Source organism: Streptomyces sp. NBC_01471 (assembly GCF_041438865.1).
GTDB lineage: Bacteria > Actinomycetota > Actinomycetes > Streptomycetales > Streptomycetaceae > Streptomyces.
The window spans coordinates 4,190,751-4,215,334 of sequence record NZ_CP109450.1 but is presented as its reverse complement, the minus strand read 5'-3'; the positions used below and the strand labels follow the sequence as shown (position 1 = coordinate 4,215,334).

28 protein-coding genes are annotated in these 24,584 nt (G+C 71.3%); 19 read left to right on the top strand and 9 right to left on the bottom strand.

Translation table 11 applies throughout. From position 1 onward, the window contains the following. Nucleotides 1–54: 54 nt before the first annotated feature. The 4 genes from mshD (at nucleotide 55) to OG285_RS18580 (ending at nucleotide 3,448) form a co-directional block, all read left to right on the top strand. Entirely contained in the window at nucleotides 55–1,002 is a 948-nt protein-coding gene (gene mshD, locus OG285_RS18595) for a mycothiol synthase (RefSeq protein ID WP_356827507.1), read from the top strand. A 144-nt stretch (nucleotides 1,003–1,146) separates the two neighbouring features. Continuing rightward, nucleotides 1,147–1,602 (top strand): GntR family transcriptional regulator, encoded by a 456-nt coding sequence (locus OG285_RS18590; protein ID WP_356827505.1) that lies wholly within the window; start codon nucleotides 1,147–1,149, stop codon nucleotides 1,600–1,602. Then, entirely contained in the window at nucleotides 1,599–2,492 is an 894-nt protein-coding gene (locus tag OG285_RS18585) for an ABC transporter ATP-binding protein (protein ID WP_371791604.1), read from the top strand. The genes OG285_RS18590 and OG285_RS18585 overlap by 4 nt, the downstream gene beginning before the upstream one ends. Beyond that, the gene (locus tag OG285_RS18580) at nucleotides 2,489–3,448 is read left to right on the top strand and encodes an ABC transporter permease (protein ID WP_356827501.1); all 960 of its coding nucleotides are present in this window, start codon (nucleotides 2,489–2,491) and stop codon (nucleotides 3,446–3,448) included. The genes OG285_RS18585 and OG285_RS18580 overlap by 4 nt, the downstream gene beginning before the upstream one ends. A 16-nt stretch (nucleotides 3,449–3,464) precedes the next feature. Here OG285_RS18580 and OG285_RS18575 read toward each other — a convergent pair whose 3' ends face one another. Then, on the bottom strand, nucleotides 3,465–4,037 hold the full coding sequence (locus OG285_RS18575) for a dihydrofolate reductase family protein (RefSeq protein WP_356827499.1): 573 nt from the start codon (nucleotides 4,035–4,037) through the stop codon (nucleotides 3,465–3,467). A gap of 240 nt (nucleotides 4,038–4,277) precedes the next feature. Between OG285_RS18575 and OG285_RS18570 the strand changes: the two genes are divergently transcribed. The 7 genes from OG285_RS18570 to pstB all read left to right on the top strand — a co-directional run bounded on the left by OG285_RS18570 (nucleotide 4,278) and on the right by pstB (nucleotide 12,367). Beyond that, the gene (locus OG285_RS18570; RefSeq protein WP_371791603.1) at nucleotides 4,278–6,503 is read left to right on the top strand and encodes an RNA degradosome polyphosphate kinase; all 2,226 of its coding nucleotides are present in this window, start codon (nucleotides 4,278–4,280) and stop codon (nucleotides 6,501–6,503) included. A 20-nt stretch (nucleotides 6,504–6,523) separates the two neighbouring features. Further along, entirely contained in the window at nucleotides 6,524–7,489 is a 966-nt protein-coding gene (locus OG285_RS18565; protein ID WP_356827495.1) for a CHAD domain-containing protein, read from the top strand. After that, the gene (locus OG285_RS18560; protein ID WP_356827493.1) at nucleotides 7,486–7,959 is read left to right on the top strand and encodes an NUDIX hydrolase; all 474 of its coding nucleotides are present in this window, start codon (nucleotides 7,486–7,488) and stop codon (nucleotides 7,957–7,959) included. The genes OG285_RS18565 and OG285_RS18560 overlap by 4 nt, the downstream gene beginning before the upstream one ends. Nucleotides 7,960–8,220: 261 nt before the next feature. Further along, nucleotides 8,221–9,357, top strand: a complete 1,137-nt coding sequence (pstS, locus tag OG285_RS18555) for a phosphate ABC transporter substrate-binding protein PstS (protein ID WP_371791602.1) — start codon at nucleotides 8,221–8,223, stop codon at nucleotides 9,355–9,357. 137 nt (nucleotides 9,358–9,494) lie between these two features. After that, nucleotides 9,495–10,490 (top strand): phosphate ABC transporter permease subunit PstC, encoded by a 996-nt coding sequence (gene pstC, locus OG285_RS18550; protein ID WP_356827487.1) that lies wholly within the window; start codon nucleotides 9,495–9,497, stop codon nucleotides 10,488–10,490. After that, nucleotides 10,487–11,566: a phosphate ABC transporter permease PstA gene (gene pstA / locus OG285_RS18545; protein ID WP_356827485.1), complete on the top strand. Its 1,080-nt coding sequence runs from the start codon at nucleotides 10,487–10,489 to the stop codon at nucleotides 11,564–11,566. The genes pstC and pstA overlap by 4 nt, the downstream gene beginning before the upstream one ends. 24 nt (nucleotides 11,567–11,590) lie before the next feature. Continuing rightward, nucleotides 11,591–12,367 carry a phosphate ABC transporter ATP-binding protein PstB gene (gene pstB / locus OG285_RS18540; protein WP_356827483.1) on the top strand — a complete coding sequence of 259 codons (777 nt, stop codon included), beginning with the start codon at nucleotides 11,591–11,593 and terminating at the stop codon, nucleotides 12,365–12,367. Nucleotides 12,368–12,514: 147 nt separating this feature from the next. Here pstB and OG285_RS18535 read toward each other — a convergent pair whose 3' ends face one another. Together OG285_RS18535 and OG285_RS18530 are read right to left on the bottom strand one after the other, a co-directional pair. Further along, nucleotides 12,515–13,510, bottom strand: a complete 996-nt coding sequence (locus OG285_RS18535) for an inorganic phosphate transporter (protein WP_356827481.1) — start codon at nucleotides 13,508–13,510, stop codon at nucleotides 12,515–12,517. 5 nt (nucleotides 13,511–13,515) lie between these two features. Next, entirely contained in the window at nucleotides 13,516–14,136 is a 621-nt protein-coding gene (locus OG285_RS18530) for a DUF47 domain-containing protein (protein WP_164266361.1), read from the bottom strand. A gap of 223 nt (nucleotides 14,137–14,359) precedes the next feature. Between OG285_RS18530 and OG285_RS18525 the strand changes: the two genes are divergently transcribed. Then, nucleotides 14,360–14,707 (top strand): metal-sensitive transcriptional regulator, encoded by a 348-nt coding sequence (locus tag OG285_RS18525; RefSeq protein ID WP_356827479.1) that lies wholly within the window; start codon nucleotides 14,360–14,362, stop codon nucleotides 14,705–14,707. 271 nt (nucleotides 14,708–14,978) lie between these two features. Here the strand turns inward: OG285_RS18525 and OG285_RS18520 are convergent, their stop codons facing one another. Continuing rightward, a complete protein-coding gene (locus tag OG285_RS18520; RefSeq protein ID WP_371791601.1) occupies nucleotides 14,979–15,191 on the bottom strand; it encodes a hypothetical protein in 213 nt (70 codons plus the stop codon). Between the two features lie 93 nt (nucleotides 15,192–15,284). Continuing rightward, a complete protein-coding gene (locus OG285_RS18515; RefSeq protein WP_356827476.1) occupies nucleotides 15,285–16,106 on the bottom strand; it encodes a hypothetical protein in 822 nt (273 codons plus the stop codon). A gap of 111 nt (nucleotides 16,107–16,217) precedes the next feature. On the opposite strand from OG285_RS18515, the gene OG285_RS18510 reads away from it, so the two are divergent. Next, nucleotides 16,218–16,394, top strand: a complete 177-nt coding sequence (locus OG285_RS18510; protein ID WP_356827474.1) for a hypothetical protein — start codon at nucleotides 16,218–16,220, stop codon at nucleotides 16,392–16,394. A gap of 148 nt (nucleotides 16,395–16,542) precedes the next feature. Continuing rightward, the gene (locus tag OG285_RS18505) at nucleotides 16,543–18,147 is read left to right on the top strand and encodes an FAD-binding protein (protein WP_371791600.1); all 1,605 of its coding nucleotides are present in this window, start codon (nucleotides 16,543–16,545) and stop codon (nucleotides 18,145–18,147) included. Between the two features lie 29 nt (nucleotides 18,148–18,176). Here the strand turns inward: OG285_RS18505 and OG285_RS18500 are convergent, their stop codons facing one another. From OG285_RS18500 to OG285_RS18490, 3 genes are read right to left on the bottom strand one after another with little or no spacing between them, the layout of a single operon-like run. Beyond that, nucleotides 18,177–18,509 (bottom strand): Asp23/Gls24 family envelope stress response protein, encoded by a 333-nt coding sequence (locus OG285_RS18500; RefSeq protein WP_371791599.1) that lies wholly within the window; start codon nucleotides 18,507–18,509, stop codon nucleotides 18,177–18,179. Next, nucleotides 18,506–19,201, bottom strand: a complete 696-nt coding sequence (locus OG285_RS18495; protein WP_371791598.1) for a hypothetical protein — start codon at nucleotides 19,199–19,201, stop codon at nucleotides 18,506–18,508. The genes OG285_RS18500 and OG285_RS18495 overlap by 4 nt, the downstream gene beginning before the upstream one ends. Continuing rightward, nucleotides 19,192–19,767 (bottom strand): RNA polymerase sigma factor, encoded by a 576-nt coding sequence (locus OG285_RS18490; RefSeq protein WP_356828294.1) that lies wholly within the window; start codon nucleotides 19,765–19,767, stop codon nucleotides 19,192–19,194. The genes OG285_RS18495 and OG285_RS18490 overlap by 10 nt, the downstream gene beginning before the upstream one ends. 258 nt (nucleotides 19,768–20,025) lie before the next feature. Between OG285_RS18490 and OG285_RS18485 the strand changes: the two genes are divergently transcribed. From OG285_RS18485 to OG285_RS18465, 5 genes are all read left to right on the top strand, one after another. After that, nucleotides 20,026–20,523, top strand: a complete 498-nt coding sequence (locus OG285_RS18485; protein WP_371791597.1) for an Asp23/Gls24 family envelope stress response protein — start codon at nucleotides 20,026–20,028, stop codon at nucleotides 20,521–20,523. A 52-nt stretch (nucleotides 20,524–20,575) separates the two neighbouring features. After that, on the top strand, nucleotides 20,576–20,818 hold the full coding sequence (locus tag OG285_RS18480; protein ID WP_371791596.1) for a hypothetical protein: 243 nt from the start codon (nucleotides 20,576–20,578) through the stop codon (nucleotides 20,816–20,818). Continuing rightward, complete coding sequence (locus OG285_RS18475) at nucleotides 20,815–21,879, top strand: DUF6286 domain-containing Asp23/Gls24 family envelope stress response protein (RefSeq protein WP_371791595.1); 1,065 nt, start codon at nucleotides 20,815–20,817, stop codon at nucleotides 21,877–21,879. The genes OG285_RS18480 and OG285_RS18475 overlap by 4 nt, the downstream gene beginning before the upstream one ends. Then, nucleotides 21,863–22,447, top strand: coding sequence for a hypothetical protein (locus tag OG285_RS18470; RefSeq protein WP_371791594.1), 585 nt, complete (start codon nucleotides 21,863–21,865; stop codon nucleotides 22,445–22,447). Before OG285_RS18475 ends, OG285_RS18470 begins: the two co-directional genes overlap by 17 nt. Before the next feature lie 171 nt (nucleotides 22,448–22,618). Continuing rightward, a complete protein-coding gene (locus OG285_RS18465; protein ID WP_356827458.1) occupies nucleotides 22,619–23,560 on the top strand; it encodes a YihY/virulence factor BrkB family protein in 942 nt (313 codons plus the stop codon). 88 nt (nucleotides 23,561–23,648) lie between these two features. Here OG285_RS18465 and OG285_RS18460 read toward each other — a convergent pair whose 3' ends face one another. Further along, the gene (locus OG285_RS18460; protein ID WP_356827456.1) at nucleotides 23,649–24,353 is read right to left on the bottom strand and encodes a phosphatase PAP2 family protein; all 705 of its coding nucleotides are present in this window, start codon (nucleotides 24,351–24,353) and stop codon (nucleotides 23,649–23,651) included. Nucleotides 24,354–24,584: the final 231 nt, after the last annotated feature.

Here is a 24,584-nt window from a genome sequence, read left to right as displayed (position 1 = left end):
GACTCCCGGCCGCAGCCCCGCCACTCACCCGATGACCCCCGTACGCTCGTCCGCATGACGAATGCGCCCGCATCCCCCGCACCCGGCCGGCAGATCCAGACCCTCGACACGCTCACCGCCGACCAGGAGCAAGCCGTGCGCGCGCTGCTCGCGGAGGCCGCGCGGACCGATGGGCAGCAGGCCGTCTCCGAGCAGGGACGGCTCCAGCTGCACGGCGAGCCACGCGAAGGGGTTCAGCACTTCCTGGTCGGCGTCGGCGACACGCTCACCGGGTACGCCCAGCTGGAGGCGGCCGACCCCGTCGAGGCGCCCGCCGCCGAGCTGGTCGTCCACCCCTCGCACCGGGGGCAGGGCCACGGCCGCGCGCTCGGTTCCGCGCTGATGGCCGCCTCCGGGCGGCGGCTGCGCGTCTGGGCGCACGGCGGACACGCGGCGGCCCGCCATCTCGCGCAGGTGCTCGGCCTGGCCATGTTCCGTGAACTGCGCCAGCTGCGGCGGCCGTTGGCCCCGCTGGACATCCCCGAGCCGGTGTACCCGGAGGGCGTCACCGTACGGACCTTCGTACCCGGTCAGGACGATGCGGCCTGGCTCGCCGTGAACGCCGCGGCCTTCGCCCACCACCCCGAGCAGGGGTCGCTGAACCAGCGCGACCTGGACGACCGGAAGGCGGAGTCCTGGTTCGACCCGAAGGGGTTCTTCCTGGCGGTACGGGACACGGGTGCGGACGGCGGCCCCGGCGAGGAGATCATCGGCTTCCACTGGACGAAGGTGCACGCCGACGAGCAGCTGGGCGAGGTGTACGTGGTCGGCATCCGCCCCGACGCCCAGGGCGGCGGCCTCGGCAAGGCGCTGACCGCGACCGGGCTGCGCCACCTCGCGGCCGAGGGGCTGCCCACGGCGATGCTGTACGTGGACGCCGACAACACGGCCGCCGTCACGGTGTACGAGCGGCTCGGTTTCAGCACGCACGAGGTCGACCTGATGTACCGCTCGGAGTCCTGACCTGCCAAAACGCCGCACGCTCCACCGCCCTCCCCGGCCTGCCGGGGAGGGCTTCCGCGATCACGGCGCCGGCACGGCTTGACACTCGGGCACCCGTGTATCACCCTTTCACTACTCAACTAGTGAAAGGGGGTTGGTGGGCACGTGATCGAGTTCCGTATCGACCGGCGCAGCGGCGTCTCGACGTATCTCCAGATCGCCCAGCAGACCAAACGGGCCCTGCGCCTGGGCCTGTTGCAGCCCGGTGACCAGCTGCCCACCGCACGGGCGGTCGTCGAGTCCACCGCCATCAACCCCAACACGGTCCTGAAGGCCTACCGCGAACTGGAACGCGAAGGGCTGGTCGAGGCCCGGCGCGGGATGGGCACCTTCGTCCGTAAGTCGCTCGGGCGGACCCCTCCCGAGCGACTTGCCGATTCCGCGCTGCGGGCCGAGCTGACCGACTGGGCCGCCCGGGCCCGTACCGCCGGACTGGAGAAGGACGACGCGGCAGCGCTCTGTGCCTCCGTACTCGACGACTGCTTCCAGGACACCGCCGGTACCACCGGCACCACCGCCACCACCACCGCAGGCCGCTCCAAGGGGGACACCCTGACATGACAGACACCGCCATCGAAGCCTTCGGGCTCGGCAAGACCTACGGGAGGCGGCACGGCTGGGCGCTGCGGGGCTGCTCCTTCCGGCTTCCCGCCGGGCGGGTCTGCGCACTCGTCGGCCCCAACGGCGCCGGCAAGTCGACGCTGCTCGCCCACACCGCCGGGCTGCTGCGGCCCACCGAGGGCGCCGTCCAGGTGCTCGGGACGTCCCCGGCCGCCGCCCGCGAGCGGATCGCGTTCGTCGCCCAGAGCAAGCCGCTGATCGGGCAGTTGACCGTCGCCGAGACCCTGCGCATGGGGTCCGAGCTGAACCCGGCCCGCTGGGACGCGGCGGCCGCCGACCGGATCGTCGCCGGAGGCAAGCTGAAGCCGGACGACCTCGTCCGCACCCTCTCCGGCGGCCAGCGCACCCGTGTCGCCCTGGCACTCGCCCTCGGCAAGCGGCCCGAACTGATGCTGCTCGACGAGCCGATGGCGGATCTCGACCCGCTCGCCCGGCACGAGCTGATGGGCGCCCTGATGTCCGAGGCCGCCCAGCACGGCACGACGATCGTGATGTCCTCCCACATCCTGGCCGAACTGGACGGCGCCTGCGACTACTTGCTGCTGGTCGACGGCGGCCGGGTCCGGCTGGGCGGCGAGACCGAGGACCTGCTGGCCGCCCACACCCTGCTGACCGGGCCGGTGGCCGCCCTCGACCCGCACACCGTCATCGAATCGCGCACCACCGGACGGCAGATGACCGCGCTGGTACGGCGGGACGGGCCCCTGTCGGGCGACTGGCAGACCATGGAGCCGTCCCTGGAGGAGCTGCTCCTCGCCCATCTGCGGTCACCCGGCGCACCCGCCCTGCTGACACCGAGCGCCGAACACCGTACGGAGGTCCCGGCATGAGCACCCTGCACCAGAACAGCGACACCGACACCAGCACCCGCGACGCGTCGAGCGCGCACTCCGGCGCGCGGACCGGATCACAGCGGCTGCGCGGTCCGTACTGGGTCGCCGCCCGGATGCACCGCTCCACCCTCCGGCGGGCCGCCGGGCTCCTCCTCCTGATCGTGGTCGTGCTGATCGCGATCCGCGTCTGGGGCGGCAGCCTGGCGGGCGGGTACTGGACGGACACCCGGATGGTGGAGAACGCCGCATCGGTGATCGGTCTGCTCCCCTATCTGATCGCCGCCTTCGTGGCCGGACCGGTCGTCGCCCGCGAGCTGGAGTCCGGCACCCACCAGCTGCTGTGGACGCAGTCCGTCTCCCCCGTCCGCTGGTTCGCGGCGAAGCTCGCCGTGCCGACCGCGCTGGCCCTCGTCGGTTCGGTCGTACTCGACGGCCTCTACCGATGGGTGTGGAGCACCAGCCGGCACGAGGACCCGGCTCTGAACTGGTATTCCGACAGCGTCTACCACGCCATCGGCCCCATCGGCATCGCCACCGCCCTGCTCGTGGTCCCGCTCGGCGCCCTGACCGGCTTGCTGATCCGCCGCACCGTGCCCGCCATCGTGACGAGCCTGATCGCCACCGCGGCCGTATCCAGTGTGCTTGGGGCCGTACGCGGCCACCTCTGGCCGGTCGTCACCGTCCGCACCGGCCTCGGCACGGGCTACCCGGCGATGAACGGCATGGTCACCGCCGAGGGCGCCGTCACGACCAGCGGCGCCCACGTCCCCGACCCGATCTGTGTGGACGACAAGCAGTGCCAGGCGGCCCACCACCTGGCGGGCTACTTCCGCTCCTCGCACCCCGTGTCCCACTTCTGGCCGCTCCAGCTGGTCGAGACCGGCATCCTGCTGGCCCTGGCCGCGGTCCTCACCCTGGTGGTGTTCCGCCTCGTGAAGCGAATGGCCGGCTGAACGCCGCCGCGCCGGGTCAGGCCTCAGGGGCCGGGGCGTAGCGCTGGAGGGTGATCCCACCGCGGAAGGCCCTCGACTCCAGGAGCCGCAGCCGCGGGATCCCGTACCCCTCCGGGAAGAGACGGCGGCCGCGGCCCTGGACCACGGGGTGGACGAAGAAGCGGTACTCGTCGACCAGGCCGGCCGCGATCATCGTGTGCGCCAGGGTGATGCTGCCCGTGAGCACGATGTCCTTGCCACCCTCCCGCGCCTTGAGCGCGGTCACCTCCTCGACCGGGTCGCCCTTCAGCACCGTCGTGTGCTCCCACTGCGGATCGGTGAGCGAGGCGGACACCACGTACTTCCGGACCCGGTTCAGGTAGTCGGTGACGCCGGTGGTGTCGTCGGTCTGCTGCGGCCAGTAGCCGCGGAAGTCCTCGAAGGTACGCCGGCCGACGAGCAGGGCGTCGGCCCGGCTGTCCTGCCGGTGGCTCTCCTCCATCAGGTCGCTCATGTCCACAGCGCCCTGGCCCTGCGGGTCGAACCAGTCCGTGAGCATCTCGACCGAACCGTCGACCGTGATGTTCTGGGTGATCGCGAGGGTGCGCATACCGGTCCTCCTGCTGCTGACGTGATGCCGATACTGATGTTGACCGCGCAGGAGGCGGAGAATCATCGGTGCGAACCGCCGGCACCCGCTCCCCGGACGTCATGGCGCGCTCCCCGGACGTCATGGCGCGCTTCCCGGACGTCATGTCCTCGTTACCCGTCATTCAGACGCGCTTGCGACCCTCACGGAATGCAACCCGTCACCGCGCCCGCCGACCCTCCCGCGCGGAACAATGGGCATATGAGCCAGCAGCCCAGTGCAGAGGTCCCGGTCAAGCACCTCCAGCCCTCCGTCGGTTCCATAGCAGCACACCGTCCGCACACCGTCGCGGCAGCCGTCCCCGACCTGGATCCGGGCATCGACGCCGACGTCGACGCGTACGAGGAGGACGGCAACAGCGGCGAGCTGCCCTCCGGCCGCTTCCTCGACCGCGAGCAGAGCTGGCTCGCCTTCAACGAACGAGTCCTCGAACTGGCCGAGGATCCGGCGACCCCCCTCCTCGAACGGGCTAATTTCCTCGCCATCTTCGCGAGCAACCTCGACGAGTTCTTCATGGTCCGGGTGGCCGGCCTCAAACGGCGCATAGCGACCGGCGTCGCCACCCGCTCCGCGTCCGGCTACCAGCCCCGCGAGGTGCTGGAGCAGATCTGGACCCGCTCGCGCGAGCTCATGGCCCGGCACGCCGCCTGCTACCAGCAGGACATCGCCCCCGCGCTGGCCGACGAGAACATCCACCTGATCCGCTGGGACGACCTGACCGACAAGGAGAAGGCCCGGCTCTTCACCTTCTTCCGGCAGCGGATCTTCCCCGTGCTGACCCCACTGGCCGTGGACCCCGCGCACCCCTTCCCGTACATCTCGGGGCTCTCGCTCAACCTCGCCGTGGTCGTCCGCAACCCGGTCAGCGGCCACCGCCACTTCGCCCGGGTCAAGGTGCCGCCGCTGCTCACCCGGTTCCTGGAGGCCTCGCCCCAGCGGTACGTGCCCGTCGAGGACATCATCGCGGCGCACCTGGAAGAGCTGTTCCCGGGGATGGAGGTGCTGGCGCACCACATGTTCCGGGTCACCAGGAACGAGGACCTGGAGGTCGAGGAGGACGACGCCGAGAACCTCCTCAAGGCCCTGGAGAAGGAGCTGATGCGGCGCCGCTTCGGGCCGCCCGTCCGGCTGGAGGTGGAGGAGTCCATCGACCCGTACATCCTCGACCTGCTGGTCCGCGAGCTGAAGATCACCGACGCGGAGGTCTACCCGCTGCCCGGCCCCCTCGACCTCACCGGCCTGTTCGGCGTCGCGTCGCTGGAGCGGCCCGAGCTGAAGTACCCGCCGTTCATCGCGGGCACCCACCGCGACCTGGCCGAGGTCGAGTCCGCGTCGGCACCCGACATCTTCGCCGCCCTGCGTGAACGAGACGTGCTGCTGCACCACCCGTACGACTCGTTCTCCACCTCCGTCCAGGCGTTCCTGGAACAGGCCGCGGGCGACCCGGACGTGCTCGCCATCAAGCAGACGCTGTACCGGACGTCCGGCGACTCCCCGATAGTGGACGCCCTGATCGACGCGGCCGAATCCGGCAAGCAGGTGCTCGTCCTGGTCGAGATCAAGGCCCGCTTCGACGAGCAGGCCAACATCAAGTGGGCCAGGAAGCTGGAGGAGGCGGGCTGCCACGTCGTCTACGGCCTGGTGGGGCTGAAGACGCACTGCAAGCTGTCGCTCGTCGTCCGGCAGGAGGGCGACACGCTGCGGCGCTACTCCCACGTCGGCACCGGCAACTACCACCCGAAGACGGCCAGGCTGTACGAGGACCTCGGGTTGCTCACCGCCGACCCGCAGGTCGGCGCGGACCTCTCCGACCTCTTCAACCGGCTCTCCGGATACTCGCGGCGCGAGACCTACCGGCGGCTGCTCGTCGCCCCCAAGTCGCTGCGCGACGGCCTGGTCGTCCGGATCGACAAGGAGATCGCGCACCAGCGCGCCGGGCGGCCCGCCTACGTCCGGATCAAGGTCAACTCGATGGTCGACGAAGCGGTCATCGACGCCTGTTACCGGGCGGCGCAGGCCGGGGTGGCCGTCGACGTGTGGGTGCGCGGCATCTGCGCGATACGCCCCGGTGTCACCGGCCTCTCCGAGAACGTCCGGGTCCGGTCGATACTGGGCCGCTTCCTGGAGCACTCCCGGGTGTTCGCCTTCGGCAACGGCGGCGAACCCGAAGTGTGGCTGGGCAGCGCCGACATGATGCACCGCAACCTCGACCGCAGGATCGAGGCGCTGGTCCGCGTCACCGACCCGGCCCACCGCGCCGCGCTCAGCAGGCTCCTGGAGACCGGTATGTCCGACACCACGTCCTCCTGGCACCTGGGCGCCGACGGCAACTGGACGCGCCACGCGACCGACGCCCAGGGCCAGCCACTGCGCCATGTGCAGGAAATGCTGATAGACGCCAGGAGGCGCCGCCGTGCGACCCCTTGATTCTTCCCGGAGGCGCCGTCGTGCCACGCCCTGACCCGACGGCGACCGCGGGCCAGCTGCTCGCCCGCTATCTGCACGACCAGGCCGCGGAGTTCCTGCGCAGCCTGCGCACGTACTCGGAAGGGGACGAGGAGGCCGCCCGCGCCCTGCGCCGGTCGGCCCGCCGCATCAGCGGCACCCTGCACACCTTCCGCGGCCACCTCGACGCGGCCTGGGCCGACCAGCTGCGCTCCGAACTGGCCTGGCTCTCCGGCACGCTGGCCCGCGAGCACGCGTACGCCGCGCGGCTGGCCCGGCTGCTCGAAGCGCTGGGCAGACTCCCGGACGGTACGGCTTCGCTGCCAGGACAGCGCGACGGGACGGCCCCGCACTCCGCGCTCGCCATGGGCGCGGCGCGGGCCGGCGCACTCCTGGAGCGGCAGCTGACCCTGGCCAGGACCCGCGCCCACTCGGCGGCGCTCCAGGCGCTGGGCTCCTCCCGTTTCCACGCGGTCGCGGACGCCGTCGCCCTGCTGGCGTCGGACGTGCCCTTCGCGCCCGCCGCGACCACCTACGCCACCGAGACGCTGCCGCCCGCGGCCGAGACGGCGGGCCGCAGACTCGCGGACGCGGTGGCCGCGCTGCCGCTGCACCGGGCCGCGCACCCGTACAACGCGGAGGGGCTGAGCGACGCCCAGGACGCGCCCTGGCACCAGGTCAGACTGCTGCTGCGGCTGCACCGCTACGCACAGGAGGCGCTGCACGCGGGCCTGGACGACCGGCCGGGCCCGGACCTGCGGCTGTACGGCGCGGGCCAGGCCCTCGACCAGCACCGCGAAGCGGCCGAGGCCGCGGGGGCGGCAGCTTCGGCGGCCCGTACGCCCCGGATCGCCCCGGCGACGGCGTACGCACTGGGGGTGCTCCACGCCGACCAGCGCCACGAGGTCGAAGCCGCCCGCTACACCTTCCAGCAGACCTGGCAGCGCATGGCGGTGAGCACCCCGTGACCAGCGGTGGCACGAGCGGGACGGACGGGGCGGGAGGCGCCGACCGCACAAACGGCACAGGCGGCGCGGACCGCACCGTACGGGCAGCGGGGTGTGTGCTGTGGCGGCGCGCCCCGGACGGCGGCGGCCTGGAGATCTGCCTGGTCCACCGGCCGAAGTACGACGACTGGTCGCACCCGAAAGGCAAGCTGAAACGCGGCGAGGACACCCTGGCCGCCGCGCTGCGCGAGGTACACGAGGAAACCGGCCACGACTGCGCCCCCGGCGCCCGGCTCCCCACCGTGCGGTACGAGACGAACGGGCGCCCCAAGGAAGTCAGTTACTGGGCCGCCGAGGCGACGACCGGAGAATTCACGCCGAACAGCGAGGTGGACCGCGTCTGCTGGCTCACCCCGGCCGGCGCCCGAGCCCGCCTCACCCAGCAGCGCGACCGGGAACTGGTCGACGCGCTGTACGCCGCCCTGCGCTGACCACGGGCCCAGCGGCCTGCGCCGGACGTCGCAGCGCTACATCACCGTGTCACCGCGTCACCCTCCGGTACACGCCCACGGAGCCGCACCCGGTCGTCCGCCGAGGTTCACTCTCCGTTCACTCACCCCCGTCGGCCGCTTCACCTGATCTGCCTAATTTCGGCCTTACACGGTGCACGGCACCCCGCCGTACCGGTCACCTCTTCGCACGCCGCCGTACAACGAAACGAAACCCGGCGGCTCCTGGAAGGAACACCCGAAGTGAAGCTTCAGCAGCGCAAGACCCGGCTTCGCGCCGCCGCGCTCGGCGCCCTCGCCGTATCCGGCGCCCTGGTCCTCACGGCGTGCGGTTCGGACGACAACAGCGGCTCGACCGGAGGCACCGGCACCAAGACGAGCGCCGCATCCGACGTCAAGTGCGACGGTGCGAAGGGCCAGCTGCGTGCCTCCGGTTCGAGCGCGCAGAAGAACGCGATGGACCTGTGGGCCAAGGGCTACATGGCCGCCTGTTCCGGCGTCGAGATCAACTACAAGTCGTCCTCGTCCGGCGAGGGCATCGTCGCCTTCAACCAGGGCACGGTCGGCTACGCCGGTTCGGACTCGCCGCTGAAGCCCGCCGAGGTCGCGGACTCCAAGAAGGTCTGCAGCGGCGGCCAGGGCATCGACCTCCCGATGGTCGGCGGCCCCATCGCGGTCGGCTACCACCTGGAGGGCATCGACAACCTCGTCCTGGACGGCCCCACGCTGGCGAAGATCTTCTCGACGAAGATCAAGACCTGGGACGACCCGGCGATCAAGAAGCTCAACCCCGGCGCGAAGCTGCCGTCCAAGGCGATCCAGCCCTTCCACCGCTCCGAGGACTCCGGCACCACGGAGAACCTGAGCAAGTACCTGACCGCGTCGGCGCCCGGCGACTGGAAGTACCCGATCGGCAAGTCGTGGCCCGCGCCCGGCGGCCAGGCCGCGGCCGGTTCGGCCGGCGTCTCCCAGCAGGTGAAGCAGGTCGACGGCTCGATCGGCTACTTCGAGCTCTCGTACGCCACCTCGCAGAAGATCTCCACGGTCAAGATCGACACGGGCGCCGGCGCCCCCGTCGAAGCGACCCCCGACAACGCCTCCAAGGCCATCGCGGCCGCCAAGGTCGTCGGCACCGGCTCCGACCTGTCGCTCAAGCTCGACTACACCACCAAGGCCGAAGGCGCCTACCCGATCGTCCTGGTGACGTACGAGATCGTCTGCGACAAGGGCAACAAGGCCGGCACCCTCGGCACCGTCAAGTCCTTCCTGAACTACACCGCGAGCGACGAGGGCCAGAAGCAGCTCTCGACCGCCGGTTACGCCCCGATCCCGGCCGAGATCAACGCCAAGGTGCGCAAGACGCTCGCCACGATCTCGTAACCGGCCTCACGGACTCCACACGCTCCACAGCAGTGACGGCGGCCGGCCCCGAGCGCCCCTCCGGGCCGGCCACCGCCCCCCATCCGGTGCACCGCCGCCAGGGGAGCAGCGGCTCCCCCACACAGACCGGAAAGACCATGGCTACCACCACACAGATAGACACCCCTCCACCGGAAACCCCCCTCCACACCCCGTCCGGCCCGTCCACCGGCCGGCTGGGAGACCGGGTCTTCCTGGGCCTCACCCGGGGCTCGGGCGTCCTGCTCCTCGTGGTGATGGCAGCGATCGCGGGGTTCCTCACCTACCGCGCCTCCATCGCCATCTCGAAGGACCAGGGCAACTTCCTCACGACGTTCGACTGGCTGCCCTCGCAGACACCGCCGGTCTTCGGCATCGCGGTCCTGCTCGTCGGCACCGTCATCAGCTCGGTCATCGCGATGGTCATCGCGGTGCCGGTCGCCGTGGGCATCGCGCTCTTCATCTCGCACTACGCGCCGCGCAGGCTGGCCACCACCCTCGCCTACGTGGTGGACCTGCTGGCCGCCGTGCCGAGCATCATCTACGGCATCTGGGGCGCCCTGATCCTGGTGCCGTACCTCGGCGGCCTCAACCTCTGGCTCGACCGGTACTTCGGCTGGACGTACCTCTTCGACCAGACGCAGCCCGGCGTCGCCCGGAACATGCTCACCGTCGGCATCCTGCTGGCGATCATGATCCTGCCGATCGTGACCAGCGTCAGCAGGGAGGTCTTCCTCCAGGTCCCGCGGATGAACGAGGAAGCCGCGCTCGCCCTCGGCGCCACCCGCTGGGAGGTCATCCGGCTCTCGGTCCTGCCCTTCGGGCGCTCCGGTGTCATCTCGGCCTCGATGCTGGGCCTCGGCCGGGCGCTCGGCGAGACGATGGCCGTCGCCACGGTCCTCTCGCCCAGCTACGTGATGTCGCTGCACCTGCTCGACCCGGGCGGCGGCACCTTCGCCCAGAACATCGCGGCGAAGTTCGACGAGGCCAACCCGCTGGGGAGGGACGCCCTGATCGCGTCCGGTCTGGTCCTCTTCGTCCTCACCCTGCTCGTGAACGGCGCGGCCCGGCTGATCATCGCCCGCCGCAAGGAGTACTCGGGGGCCAACGCATGAGTGACACAGCCGTAGAGACCGGGCAGGAGCAGTCCCCCCGGGTCCACACCGCACCGAGCCTCAGCGCACGCAGCCTCCCCCGCTGGGCGCCGGCCGGCTTCGCCGCCGCCGCGCTCGTGATCGGCGCGGGCACCGGCCTCGCCGCCGGCCTCACCAGCAAGGTCCAGTGGGGCCTGGTCGCCGTCGTCGTCTTCCTCGCGCTCTCCTACGTCACCACGGCGGTGGTCGAGAACAAGCGCCAGGCCAAGGACCGCTTCGCGACCAGCATCATCTGGGTCTGCTTCCTCCTGGCCGTCATCCCGCTGCTCTCGCTGCTCTGGACGACCATCGGCCACGGGGTGAAGGACCTCAGCGTCACCTTCCTCACGCACTCGATGGTCGGCGTCCTCTCCTCCGACCAGGGCGGCGGCGTCTACCACGCGCTGATCGGCACCCTGGAGCAGGTCGGCATCGCCACGGTGATCGCCGTCCCGATCGGCCTGCTGACCGCCGTCTACCTGGTCGAGTACGGCAAGGGCTCGCTGGCCAGGGCCGTGACGTTCTTCGTGGATGTCATGACCGGCATCCCGTCCATCGTCGCCGGGCTGTTCATCCTGTCGATCATGCTGATGACCGACACCGAGCCGTCGGGCCTGATGGGCGCGCTCGCGCTGACGATCCTGATGATCCCGGTCGTCGTCCGCTCCACCGAGGAGATGCTCAAGCTCGTCCCGAACGAGCTGCGCGAGGCCGCGCTGGCCCTCGGCGTACCGAAGTGGCGCATGATCCTCAAGGTGGTCCTGCCGACCGCGGTCGGCGGTATCACCACGGGTGTGATGCTGGCCATCGCGCGCATCGCCGGGGAGACCGCGCCGATCATGCTGCTGGTGTTCGGCAGCCAGATGATCAACACCAACCCCTTCAAGGACGGCCAGTCCTCCCTGCCGTACTACATCTTCGAGCAGTACAAGCTCGGCGAGCCGCCCGCGATCGACCGGGCCTGGGCAGCGGCACTGGTGCTGATCGCCTTCGTCATGATCCTGAACCTCGTCGCCCGCGGCATCGCCCGCTGGAAGGCCCCGAAGACCGGCCGCTGAGGCCGAGAGAAGAAGCTGATTTCCATGGCCAAGCGAATAGACATCAGCGGCCTGACCGCCTACTACAGCTCCCACAAGGCCATCGAGGACATCTCGATGACCGTGGAACCCCGCTCGGTGACCGCCTTCATCGGCCCGTCCGGCTGCGGCAAGTCGACCTTCCTGCGCACCCTCAACCGGATGCACGAGGTCACCCCGGGCGGCCGCGTCGAGGGCAAGGTGATGCTGGACGACGAGAATCTGTACGGGACCCACGTCGACCCCGTCGCCGTACGCCGTACGGTCGGCATGGTCTTCCAGCGCCCGAACCCCTTCCCGACCATGTCGATCTTCGACAACGTCGCGGCGGGCCTGCGCCTGAACGGCACGTACAAGAAGAGCGAGCTGAACGACATCGTCGAGAAGTCGCTCCGGGGCGCCAACCTCTGGAACGAGGTCAAGGACCGGCTCAGCAAGCCGGGCTCCGGGCTCTCCGGCGGCCAGCAGCAGCGGCTCTGCATCGCCCGCGCCATCGCGGTCGAGCCGCAGGTCCTGCTGATGGACGAGCCGTGCTCCGCGCTCGACCCGATCTCCACCCTCGCCATCGAGGACCTGGTCGGCGAGCTCAAGGAGCGCTTCACGATCGTCATCGTGACGCACAACATGCAGCAGGCCGCGCGCGTCTCGGACCGCACGGCCTTCTTCAACCTCTCGGCGGTCGGCAAGCCGGGCCGGCTCATAGAGATCGACGAGACCGAACGGATCTTCTCGAACCCGTCCGTCCAGGCGACCGAGGACTACATCTCGGGGCGCTTCGGATAGACGCCGCGGCTTGCGGTGCTGCATGGCGGTGCCACCGCAAGGCAGAAAAGGGCCCGCCCCCCTTGGATTCCGGGGGGCGGGCCCACTTTCCGTACGCAGCCGTACGGAGCCGTACGGAGCCGTACGGAAAGGCAGCCGCCGGGTGGCTCAGAAGATCAGCAGGACGACCCAGTAGGTGAGGGCGCCGACGACCGCGGCGGCCGGCATGGTGATGAACCAGCCGAGCACGATGTTCTTGGCCACGCCCCAGCGCACCGCGCGCGGGCGCTTGGTGGCGCCCACACCCATGATCGCCGAGGTGATGACGTGCGTGGTCGAGATCGGCGCCTGGAAGAGGTACGACGAGCCGAACATGATCGCGGCGCCGGTGGTCTCCGCCGCGAAGCCCTGCGGCGGGTCCAGCTCGATGATCTTGCGGCCGAGCGTCCGCATGATGCGCCAGCCGCCCGCGTACGTACCGAGCGACAGCATCAGCGCACAGACGAGCTTGACCCAGACGGGGATCGCGTCGTTGAAGGTCTCGTGGCCCGAGATGACCAGGGCCATCATGACCACACCCATGGTCTTCTGCGCGTCCTGGAGACCGTGGCCGAGCGCCATACCGGCGGCGGAGACCGTCTGGGCAATACGGAATCCGCGCTTCGCCTTGTGCGGGTTGGACTTACGGAACAACCACAGGATCGCGACCATCACCAGATAGCCGACCACCAGGCCGACGACCGGGGACAGGAACATCGGGATGACGATCTTCTCGACCACCCCGCTCCAGTGCACCATCGTGCCGCCGGCGAGCGCGGCGCCGACCAGTCCGCCGAACAGGGCATGCGAGGACGAGGACGGCAGCCCGAAGTACCAGGTGATCAGGTTCCAGACGATCGCGCCGACGAGCGCGGAGAAGAGGATTCCCATCCCCTTCTGCCCGGTGGGCGTGGCGATCAGCCCTTCACTGACGGTCTTGGCGACCCCGCTGCCCAGGAAGGCGCCCGCGAGGTTCATCACAGCGGCCATCGCCAGGGCCGCACGCGGCGTCAGCGCCCGGGTGGACACCGAGGTCGCGATGGCATTGGCGGAGTCGTGGAAGCCGTTCGTGTAAGTGAATCCGAGCGCGACAGCGATGGTCACGATCAGAGTGAAGGTGTCCACGAGGTTCAGGACTCCTTGACCGCGATGGTCTCCACCGTGTTGGCGACGTGCTCGAACGCGTCGGCCGCCTCTTCCAGCACATCCACGATCTGCTTGAGCTTCAGGACCTCCATGGCGTCGTACTTGCCGTTGAAGAGGTGGGCGAGCAGCTTGCGGTGGATCTGGTCGGCCTGGTTCTCCAGCCGGTTGACCTCGATCCAGTACTCGGTGAGGTTGTTCATGGTCCGCAGGCTCGGCATCGCCTCAGCGGTCAGCACGGCCGCCCTGGCCAGGACCTCGATCTGCTGCTCGACGCCCTTGGGCAGCTCCTCGACCTGGTAGAGCACGACGAGGTCGACGGCCTCCTCCATGAAGTCCATGATGTCGTCGAGACAGGAAGCGAGGTTGTAGATGTCCTCGCGGTCGAACGGCGTGATGAACGAGGAGTTGAGCTGGTGGAAGATCGCGTGCGTCGCGTCGTCTCCCGCGTGCTCCGCCGCCCGCATCCGCTCCGCGATCTCGACCCGGCCGGATGCGTCCGCGCCGAGCAGTTCCATGAGGAGCTTCGAGCCCGTGACGATGTTGTCCGCGGATGCGGCGAACATGTCGTAGAAGCTCGTCTCCCTGGGGGTCAGACGAAAGCGCACGTGGGGTCCTCGGGGCTCTGGATTCGGTCAGGCTGATGCTAGGCGCATCATCCGGCCACGGCTAACCGGCGTTGTTCAGTGTCGCCCATGGGGCACAGTGATCAGCACGGGGCCCGCCCCGATTTTCGGAAGGATCGGTACTATATACCCACGAGGGGTATCCATCACCTTTCTGGACAACGGGTCACCAGCATTCACAACGGTTCCACAACGGGAGGACGCGATGACAACCACCGAGGCGGCCGGCGCGCCCGACCGTACGGGCCAGGGGCCGGGCACCGAGCCCGTCGTGCACGGCTACCACAAGCAGAAGGACGAACACCTCAAGCGGCTGCGCCGGATCGAGGGCCAGATTCGCGGGCTCCAGCGGCTCGTGGACGAGGACGTCTACTGCATCGACATACTCACGCAGGTATCGGCCTCCACCAAGGCGCTCCAGTCCTTCGCCCTTCAGCTCCTGGAGGAACACCTGCGGCACTGCGTGGCGGACGCCGCGGTCCGCGGCGGCGAGGAGATCGACGCGAAGGTCGAGGAAGCCACCAAGGCGATCGCCCGGCTGCTGCGCACCTGAGCCCACCCGGGCCAGTGGTGACGGACGGCGGTGGCGGGCGGCGGTCAGGGGCGGTGGTCTCGGACGGCGGCCTCGCGCAGTGGCCGGTGACATGGCACTGAGCGGTGGCTGAAAATCGTCGGTCGGTACGAGTCTGAACGGGTCGAAAACGAGTCCGGACGGGTCGGTACGAGTCCGGAACGGTCGGTACGAGTCTGAACGGGTCGGTGCCGCCGGGGCACGCCCTGCGCTCCGCGCCCCGGCCGCACCGCGCTCCCGTCGCGGGGGCCCCTCAGTGTTCGCGGTCCCGGCGGGCACGGGTGCACCCCTCCGGGGACGCGGTCCGCGCGGACCGCGCGGTCCTCACCATCAGCACCTCGTCGATACGGGCCTGGCTGAGCCGCTCCTCCAGCGAGGCGGCTGCCGCGATCATCAACTCTCCGCACAGTTCGATCTCGACGAGGGCGATGCGGTCCTGGAGGGTCAGCGCTCCGGCCATGGCCATCACCCCTTTCTGAGCCGACTTACCAGCGTAGGGAAACGTGCCCACCCCGCGCATGGCACGGAAGGACCATTTCCCACTGGTTCCTGCCGGTTCCTACTCGACGGCCCCGGCGTAGATGTCGCCGAGGGGCGGCAACGTCACCGCCACCGGCGCGCCGAAGTCGTAGAGCAGCGTCGTCGACGCCACCTGAACGGTGTGCCCCTTGTTGGCGAAGCCGAACGTCTCGCGCACCTTGCGCAGCCGGCCCTGGGCGTCGAAGTAGGCGTCGAAGGGCACATCGGGTCCGGCGAACCCCTGCGCCGCCGCGGCCAGCACGGCCCTGACCTGCGGCGCCGCGTTCCGTGCGGCCACCGACAGATCGGCGGTGCCCTTGTAGTGCCGCACCCGCGTGCCGGCCAGCTCCTCCGTACCGGCGTACACCACCCCGCGCGCCCCGCGCAGCAGCTCGGCCGCTACCAGCGGATCGGTCGCCCCGTTGGTCACCAGATTCCCGTCGGAGAGCTTCGCGGGCTCGATGCGGACCCACTGGCCCGCGGGCACGTTGGCGCCCCGGTTCTTCATGTACACCACGGCGGGCGTCAGGAGTTCGGTGATGGGCGGATGTTCCTCGGCCCCTTCGGCGTCCGGGGGCAGGACGACCTTGAGCAGACCGCTGCGCCGCCGGAAGTCGAAGCCGCCGGTGCCCCGGATGGTCACCCGCGTCCCGCCGGTCGCCATCGTCATGGACGTGCTGGCCCGGGAGCTGCCGGCCCCCGCGAGGACGTGCGCGGCCTGCCGCACCGCCTCGGGCCCGCCGTGCCGGTCGTCGGCCGAAGCCCCGGCCCCGGCCGTACAGCCGGCGGCCCCCACCGCCCCCACCAGAGCGAACGCGGCACCGGCGAGCACCCTGGCCCTGCCTCTGTACTGCTCCACCATCGCCCGCCAATCCCCAACGCCTGGCCAGTCATCGTCCGCGCCCGCCTGCTTCGCCTAACGACTCCCGGGAACCGCCGTCACGCCCAACGGCCTCCCCCGTACCGTGGACGGGTGCGCGACGACGACCCCCCACGGAACACCCGGCAGCACGCCACTTCGACCTCCGAACGCGGCTCCTTCTGCACGGCCCGCTGCGTCTGCGGCTGGACCGGCCCGGCCCGCCGCTCGCGCGAACGCGCCCGTACGGACGCCACGGAGCACACGGCGGGGCGCGCATCGGAGGCCTGAGGCCCCCGGCCCGGCGGACGGCCCACCACCCTGACATGCCGTCAGCCGGGGTGGACCGGCCGTAGCGGCGTGCCCGGCGGCCGAAGGGGCAGGCGGGTCAGGGAACCCGTACACCCCTGCGGCTCGTCTCGTACGCCGGGAGGTCCACATGCAACGCCGCACTCTGCTCGCCGCCGTACCCGTCCTGGCCACCGCCGCCGCCTGCCGAAACTCCGGCAGTTCGGACAGTTCTGGAAGTTCCGACCAGAAGCCGCCAAGCTCCACGACCGGCTCCGGCGCCGGAGCCACGACCGGCACCGGCAGCAAGGCATCCGGCGCCTCCGGCTCCCTGCCCCGGGCCGCCGCCGACTGGACCGCGCTGTCCCACGGGCTCGACGGCAAGCTCGTCCGCCCCGGTGACGCCGATTACCCCACGGCCCGTCAGCTCTACAACACCCGGTACGACAGCCTGAAGCCCGCAGCCGTCGCGTACGTCGCGGGCGAGGACGACATCCGCGAGTGCCTGGCCTACGCGCGGGCGCACCACGTACCCGTCTCCATCCGCAACGGCGGCCACTCCTACGCCGGGTGGTCCTCCGGCAACGGCCGGCTCGTCATCGATGTGTCGAAGCTGTCCCACATATCCGCCGACGGCACGATCGGCGCGGGCGCCAAGCTGGTCGACATCTACGAAACCCTCGGCCGGAGTTCCCGCGCCATCCCCGGCGGCTCCTGCCCCACGGTCGGCATCTCGGGGCTCACCCTCGGCGGCGGCCACGGCGTCGCCTCCCGGGCGTATGGGCTGACCTGCGACAGCCTCACCTCCGCCACCCTGATCACGGCCGACGGCAAGCGTGTGACGGCCAGCGCGCGGGAGAACAAGGACCTGTTCTGGGCGCTGCGCGGCGCGGGCAACGGCAACTTCGGCGTCGTCACCGGCATGACCTTCCGTACGCACGCCGCACCGCAGACCGTCTCCGCCTATATGTCCTGGCCCTGGTCGAAGGCGCACGCGGTCATCGACGCCTGGCAGAAGTGGGGCCCCGACCAGGCCGACGAGATCTGGTCGTCGGCGCATCTGGAGGCGGCGCCGGGCGGAGGAGCACCGAGCGTCTCCGTCGCGGCGTTCTCGCTGGGCACGTACGGGGACCTCCAGAACGCCGTCGACCGCCTCGCCGACACGGTGGGCGCCCCGGCCCGCTCCGTATCACTGCGCAGGCGTGGCTACGAGGACGCGATGCTCGTCTACGCGGGCTGCGCCAGCCTCAGTGAGGACCAGTGCCATCTGCCGGGTCCGACGCCCGGCCGCCGGACCGGCGGAACGCTGCGGCGCGAAACGTACGCCGCCGCCTCGGACTTCTACGACCGGGCGCTGCCCGCGGCCGGTATCGACGCCCTGCTCTCCAGGACCCTGGCCTTCGCCGGTCTGAGCGCCGCCCAGGGCGCGGGCTCGGTCGCGCTCACCGCGCTGGGCGGCGCCATCAACCGGGTCTCCCCGTCGGCCACCGCGTTCGTGCACCGGCGTTCACGGGTGCTCGCCCAGTACATAGCGTCCTGGCGGCCCGGCTCCGCGGGCACCGCCCAGCAGTCCTGGCTCAAGGACACGCACCGGGCGATGGGCCCGTACGCGTCGGGGGGCGCCTACCAGAACTACATCGACCCGAAGCTGACGGACTGGCGGACGGCGTACTACGGGACGGGGGCGTCGAAGCTCGCCGGGCTCAAGAAGCAGTACGACCCGGAGCGGCTGTTCGACTTCCCGCAGGCGCTCTGAGGTTCCCACAGGGCTCCGACGGACGCGTCTCACGCGAATCCGGTGACCGTCACGCCGACCGTCACGGCCGTCGGGTCCGCGACCCCCGTGTCCGCGACCGCCCGCAGCACCGCCGCCCGGACGGCGCGCGTGACGTCGACGGCGCGCCGGCCCTGCCGCAGCACCACGAACACCTCGGCCGTCCAGCCGTCGCGGCCGTCCGCTCGGTCCGTCCGCCCGATCCGCACCCCGGAGGGCCCGCTGCGGCCCGCCGTACGCAACAGCCCCGAGAGGCCGGGCCGCAGGAACGCGACTCCGGACACCCCGAGTGCCGCCTCCGCGACCGCCGCCGACAGCTGCTCACGGATGATCTGATCCGTCATCGCACACCCCCGGTGCCGGTGTTTCCGGTGTTTCCGGTGATGTCTGTGATGTCTGTGGCATCCGTGACGTCCGTGATGCTCACATCGACCGAAGCCACCTCCATCCCCAGCGCGCTGTCCGCCGCCTCCGCGATCCGCTCCCGGATCTCGTCCGCCGCCTCCTGGAGGTTCCAGGTCAGCGCGACGGACGCCTCGACCCGGACCCGTACGGGACCGCGCGGAGCCGCCCCCACCGGCCGGGCGGGCGGCCCGGCCCGGTCGAGCGGGGCGATCCGGCAACTGCCCACCTGTACGCCCGGCACCAGCTCGGCGGCGGCCCGGAACGTCCTGGCGGCAGCCGCCTCGACGATCCACGCGTCCTCGTCCGGTTCGCCGAGCGGCAGGGTGCGGCCCGGCCGCAGTTCCAGCCGGACCACGTCCATCACCCGCTCGATGAGCGTGAAGGTGTCGGCACCGGTGGCCGGTTCGCCGCCTTCTGTGTCCCGGGCCTGCTGTACGGCGGCACCGAGCAGTTCGAGATCGCCCAGCGCGGCAGCGCAGTACGCACAGCTCGCGGTATGAGCATCCGCAGCGCCGGTGTCCCACTGTTCCCACACCTCGGACAGCAGCCGGCCGCAGAGCAGCCGCTCGTCGTCGGCGCCTTCGCCGTCCGCCGCGCCCTCCGGCGGCCCGGGGTTCGCAGTCACCGCCATGCGCCCATCGCCTCCGTCAGATAGCGCCGTGCGCGGAAGACCCGGGCCCGGACCGCCTGCCGGCTGATCCCGACCGTCTCCGCGATGGTCTCGTTCGACAGTCCGTGCAGCTCCCGCAGCACCCAGCAGGCGCGCTGCTCGGGCGAAAGACCGGCCATGGCGACCGAGAGCGCCTCCACCGCCGCGTGCGACTCGGCCGCCCGCGCGGGAGAGAACGCGTGCTCGGGGGCCTGCGGTTCCGGCACGGATTCGAGTCCCGCCACCGGCCGCCTCGCCCGCAGCGCGTTCAGACAGCGGTTGGTGACGATCCGGTACATCCAGGTCCTGAAGGCAGCATCCCGGCGGAATTCGGGCAGCTTGCGCCAGGCGGCGATGAAGGAGTCCTGCACGGCATCCTCCGCTTCGGTCCGGCTGCCGAGGAGCCGGGTGGCGAGTTGCAGCAGTACGGGGCCGTGTCTGCGCACCAGTGTCTCGAACGCTTCCTCGTCCCCCTCACCGGCCCGTACGGCCAGCAGCCCGTCGGCGCGCCCGGGGTGGCCATCGCCTTCGGCCGGCGTCTTGTCCAGATCTCCTGGGTATCCCGGCACGCGGCGGCTCCTCTCTCTGCTCACCGGGTTGGACACCGGCCGGGCGCCGGCGTTACGCGACCCGAGCACGTTATCCGCGGCGGCCCCGCCGGGAGCGGTGCGCGGCGCGCCGCCGGACCTGACTTTCGCCAAGTCGCGTAACGCCGTGCGGACGGCCGTGTCGAAGGGGGTGAGGGCATGCGACGTGAAACACACCGGAACCAAGCCGGGAAACGCCCCACCCACGAGGAGAACCCGATGACCACTCAGGAACTGTCCGCCGCGACGAGCAGCACGAGCAACACCCGGAAGACTCCCGGCTCCACCACGGTGAGCGGCGGCGTCAGCGGTGCCGCGGAACCGGCGTCCTCGCGCGGAAAGACGTCCATCGCCGACGTCGTGGTCGTGAAGATCGCGGGCATGGCGGCGCGTGAGATCCCCGGCGTGTACGACATGGGCGGCGGCCTGTCGCGCACCATCGGCGCCGTACGCGACCGCGTCCCCGGCGGCCGCCCGAACGTCGGCCGGGGTGTGAAGGTCGAGGTCGGCGAACGGCAGACCGCGATCGACCTGGACCTGGTCGTGGAGTACGGCGTGGCCATCACCGATGTGGCCCGCGACGTGCGCGAGAACGTGATCGCGGCCGTCGAGCGGATCACCGGTCTTGAGGTCGTCGAGGTGAACATCGCGGTCAACGACGTGCACCTGCTGGAGGACGACGAGACCGACACGGGCACGGACACCCGCGTGGCGTGAACGGGCCCGGAAAGGCGATCGAATCCGCATCGAGAGCGAGGTGAGCCGAGCCGTGAACAGATCCTTGGTGGGGCTGCTGGTGGGAATGGCGCTGGGGTTCGCCGGCTGGTTCGGCGGCTTCGGGGCGTTCCTCCTGGTCGCGGCGCTCGGCGCGATCGGCTGGGCGGTGGGCCGGATGTCCGAGGACGAGGGGTTCGACTGGCGGGAGTTCCTCGCCACCCGGGACCGCCGCGGCGCCCGCGACAGCGGAAGCTTCCGCGACAGCGGCAACCCCCGTGACCGGGACCGCCGGTGACCGCCCCCGCCGAACGCCGCGCGACGACAGTGACCGCCCCCGCCGAACGCGGCACGACGACGGTGTCCGACCGCGCGGTCCGCAGGATCGCCGAACACGCCGCCGGGGAGGCCCTGCCCCCGGGCGACGTACGGGTCACCCACGGATCGGTCACCGTCCAGGGCCGCCGCGCCCAGGTGGCGGTGGATGTCGCCCTGCCCTACCCGGCACCGCTGGACGAGGCGGGCAGCCTCATCCAGCGGCGCGTGACCGACCGCACCGCCGAACTGACCGGCCTCACCGTCCCGGACGCCCGCATCCGCATCCGCGCCCTCTCGGTCCGCACGGCGGTCACCGAGGACGTGGCCGACCGCACGCCGGTCACGGAAAACGCGACCGGCCGGGCCACGGGAGACGGCAGCGGTACCGCCGCCACCGTCGAGAGCACCAGCACCCGGAAGCCCCGCGCCGCCCACCGCCCGTGGGCACAGCGCCGGGTCCCGGCCGCCCTGCTGGGACTCCTGGCAGCGGCGGGCTGCGGACCGCTGCTGTACGACGTGATCCGGGTGCACGCCACGGACCGCGCCCCGGCCCGCTGGCGCACCGGACTTGTCGACTGGCTCGCCGGACACGGCCCCGGCGACAGCGTGGTGACCGCCGGTGGCGCGGTGGCCGTGCTGGCCGGACTGTGGCTGCTGCTGCTCGCCCTGACCCCCGGCGCACGCAAGCTGCTCCCGATGACCCCGCCCGCACCGGAGCTGCGCGCCGTACTGGAACGTCCGGCGGTGGCCGTACTGGTACGGGACGCCGTCGCCGCGGTCCCCGGTGTGACCCGGGTCCGGACGCGCGTGGGCAGGCGCCGGGTCACCGTGCGGGCCCGGCTGGGCTTCGGCGAGCGGCACACCGCCCGCCGCGAGGTGACGGAAGCGGCCACCAGAGCGCTCACCGGATGCGGCCTGGCCCGCCCGCTCCGCCTGCACACCACGGTGACCCCGGAACCGCACTGGCACGGGACCCCCCGGGCCCACACCCCCGGCTCGCCCTCACGGGAAGGCACGGCATCCGATGAGCCGACTCCGTAACGGAACGAACCGGGCCGCCCTGGCCTGTGCCGGTCTCGCCCTGGTCGCAGGGGGCGGCCTGCTGGCGGCGGCCGCGCCCGGCGTGCGCTCCCGGCTGCCGTCCCGGTGGCCGCGGACCGGGTACGACACCGTGCTGCTGGACCGCGGCGGTCTCGCCCGGCTGCGGGAGAACGGCTGGTGGACACCCGCCGTGATCGCCGCACTCGCCGTCGCCGTCCTGCTGTTCCTGTGGTGGGTCACCGCCCAGCTCCGCAGCGGCGCCCGCAGCCCCGTACCGCTGACCCGCCCCGGCGTCACCCTGCGCACGCGCGCGCTCGCCTCCGCGATGACCGAGCGGACGGCGGCGCTGCCCGGAGTGGACCGCGCCCACATCGCGCTCCACGGCCGCCCGCACCGCCTCACCGCACGCGCCACCCTGCTGCTCGCCCCGGACGCCGGGCCCGCCACCGTCCTGGACCGGGTCGCCGGCGACACCCTCGCGCAGGCCCGCGCGTCTGCCGCCCCCCGGCCGGTCGCGGCCGAGGTCCGTCTCGGCGTACCCGCACACCGCACCCGGCGGGCCACCTGACAGCTCCGCCCCGGCCGGGGTAAACCCCCAGGCCGGGGGCAGGAACCAGCTGCGACCACCCACACCACCCATGACCGGCGCCGGCACCGGCGCACTGACACCGATTCACCGATTCACCAGCGCCGGTGTACCGGCACCGGTGTACCGGCACCGGCCGGCAGAGAGGCACGCATGGAGCGACGGACCACACCGGAGCCCAGCGAGAACCCGGCCCTGCCGTGGATCCCCCGCCCGGGCCGCCGCGCACCGCACCTCCGGCCGTCGTCCGACGCCTGGTCACGCGGGGGTACGGCGCTGCGCCGCACCCCCGTCTCCATGTGGAACGACGACGTCTCCGACTGGGCCGCCGCCCTCACCTACTACGCGATCCTCGCGCTGGTCCCCGCGCTCCTGGTCACCATCTCGGTCATCGGCCTGGTCGCTCCCGCGACGACCGACGAGCTCATCGCGGACGTCAGCGCCTGGGCCCCCGCCGAATCCGGCGCCGCCCTGCACCAGGCGCTCAGCCACGTGGCGGGCCAGCGTTCCGCCGCTCTGACGGTCCTGATCGGCGGGGCCTTCAGCGCCCTGTGGTCCGCCTCCAGCTACCTCGCGGTCTTCCGCCGCGCCCTGCACTCCATGTACGCGATCAAGGACGAACGCCCCGCCCTGCGCAAAGCGCACCGCATCGTGCTGACGGCCGTGGCCCTGCTCGGGCTGCTGGTGGTGAGCGCGCTCGTCCTGGTGCTCAGCGGCTCCCTGGCCACCTCCCTGAGCCGGGCCCTGGGCCTGGGCAACGCGGGAACCGACGTCTGGGACCTGCTCAAATGGCCGACACTGCTGTGCTGTGTGGCCCTGCTGGTCCTGCTCCTCTTCCGTTCCGGCCCACCGGTGGCCCGCGCCACCCACCGCGGCCTGCCGGGCGGTGTGCTGGCCGCCCTGCTCTGGCTGACGGCCTCGGCGGGCTTCACGGCGTACGCGGCAGGGTTCGGCACCTACAGCAGGCTGTACGGATCACTGGCGGGCGTCGTCGTCTTCATGGTCTGGCTCTGGGTCTCGAACCTGTCCCTGCTGGCAGGAGCCCAGTTCAACGCGGAACTGAGCGCGGCGAAATCAAGGCCGTCCGGCGATTGAGGACCAGGGACCGGGGCCTGCGGCCCGGGGCAGAGCCCCGCAGCACGCAGCCGACGTCCCCAGCCCGGAACCGTGTCACGCGGCCAGATCACGCGGCCAGATCGTTCCGCCCCGACTCGGACCGCGCCTCAGGAATCTCCACCGCGGCGGCCGCCACCGTCCGTACCCGCCGCGACCGCACCAGCACCCGTCCCCGGTCGGACCGCGCGACGGCCCGCACCACGGGGGTGAGCAGCGCCATGGCGAGCGGCGAGAGCAACAGCGTCACCGCCGTCCCCAGCGCGAACCCGCCGACCACATCGGTCGGATAGTGCACGCCCATGAAGACCCGGCAGAACCCCTCGGCCAGCGCCAGCCCGATCGCGGCGAGCCCGAACTTCCGGTGCGCGACGAAGAGACCGGCCCCGATCGCCATCGCCAGCGTCGCGTGATCGCTCACGAACGAGAAGTCGGTCTTGCCCTTCACCAGGACATCGAGCCCGTGATGGTCGACGAACGGCCGGGCCCGCCTGACCAGTCCCCGGATCGGTACGTTCACCAGAACCGCGATCCCGGCGGCCAGCGGCGCCCAGACGATCCCCGCGACAGCCGTCACGGCGGACTCGGTGTCCGGCCGGCTGCGCACACTCCACCAGCACCCCAGCACCAGCAGCACCACCGCGAGCAGGATCCCGTACTCGCCGACGAACTCCATGGTCCGGTCCGCCCAGCCGGGGGCCGACTTGGCAAGGCCGTTGATGTCGTAGAGCAGCCGGACATCAGGGTTCGACCCATCACTTGCGAGCCCAGCCATTCGCTGCCCCTTGCCTTTGCCTTCGCTCCACTGCGCGGCGTGCGTCCGTGCAAGCCGCCGTACCAACCCCCGCGGTCAGTGCGCACTCTTGTCGGTCTCCCGGACAAGGGAACGCCCGGCGCACCCGCGGCGTTCCGCTCTCCACCGAAAGATCACCAGGACGTTATCGAAGAGTGACTCATCGTCGCAGCTCAGAGAGTTGGGGTAACAGTCGGTTCAAGCCAGGCGACG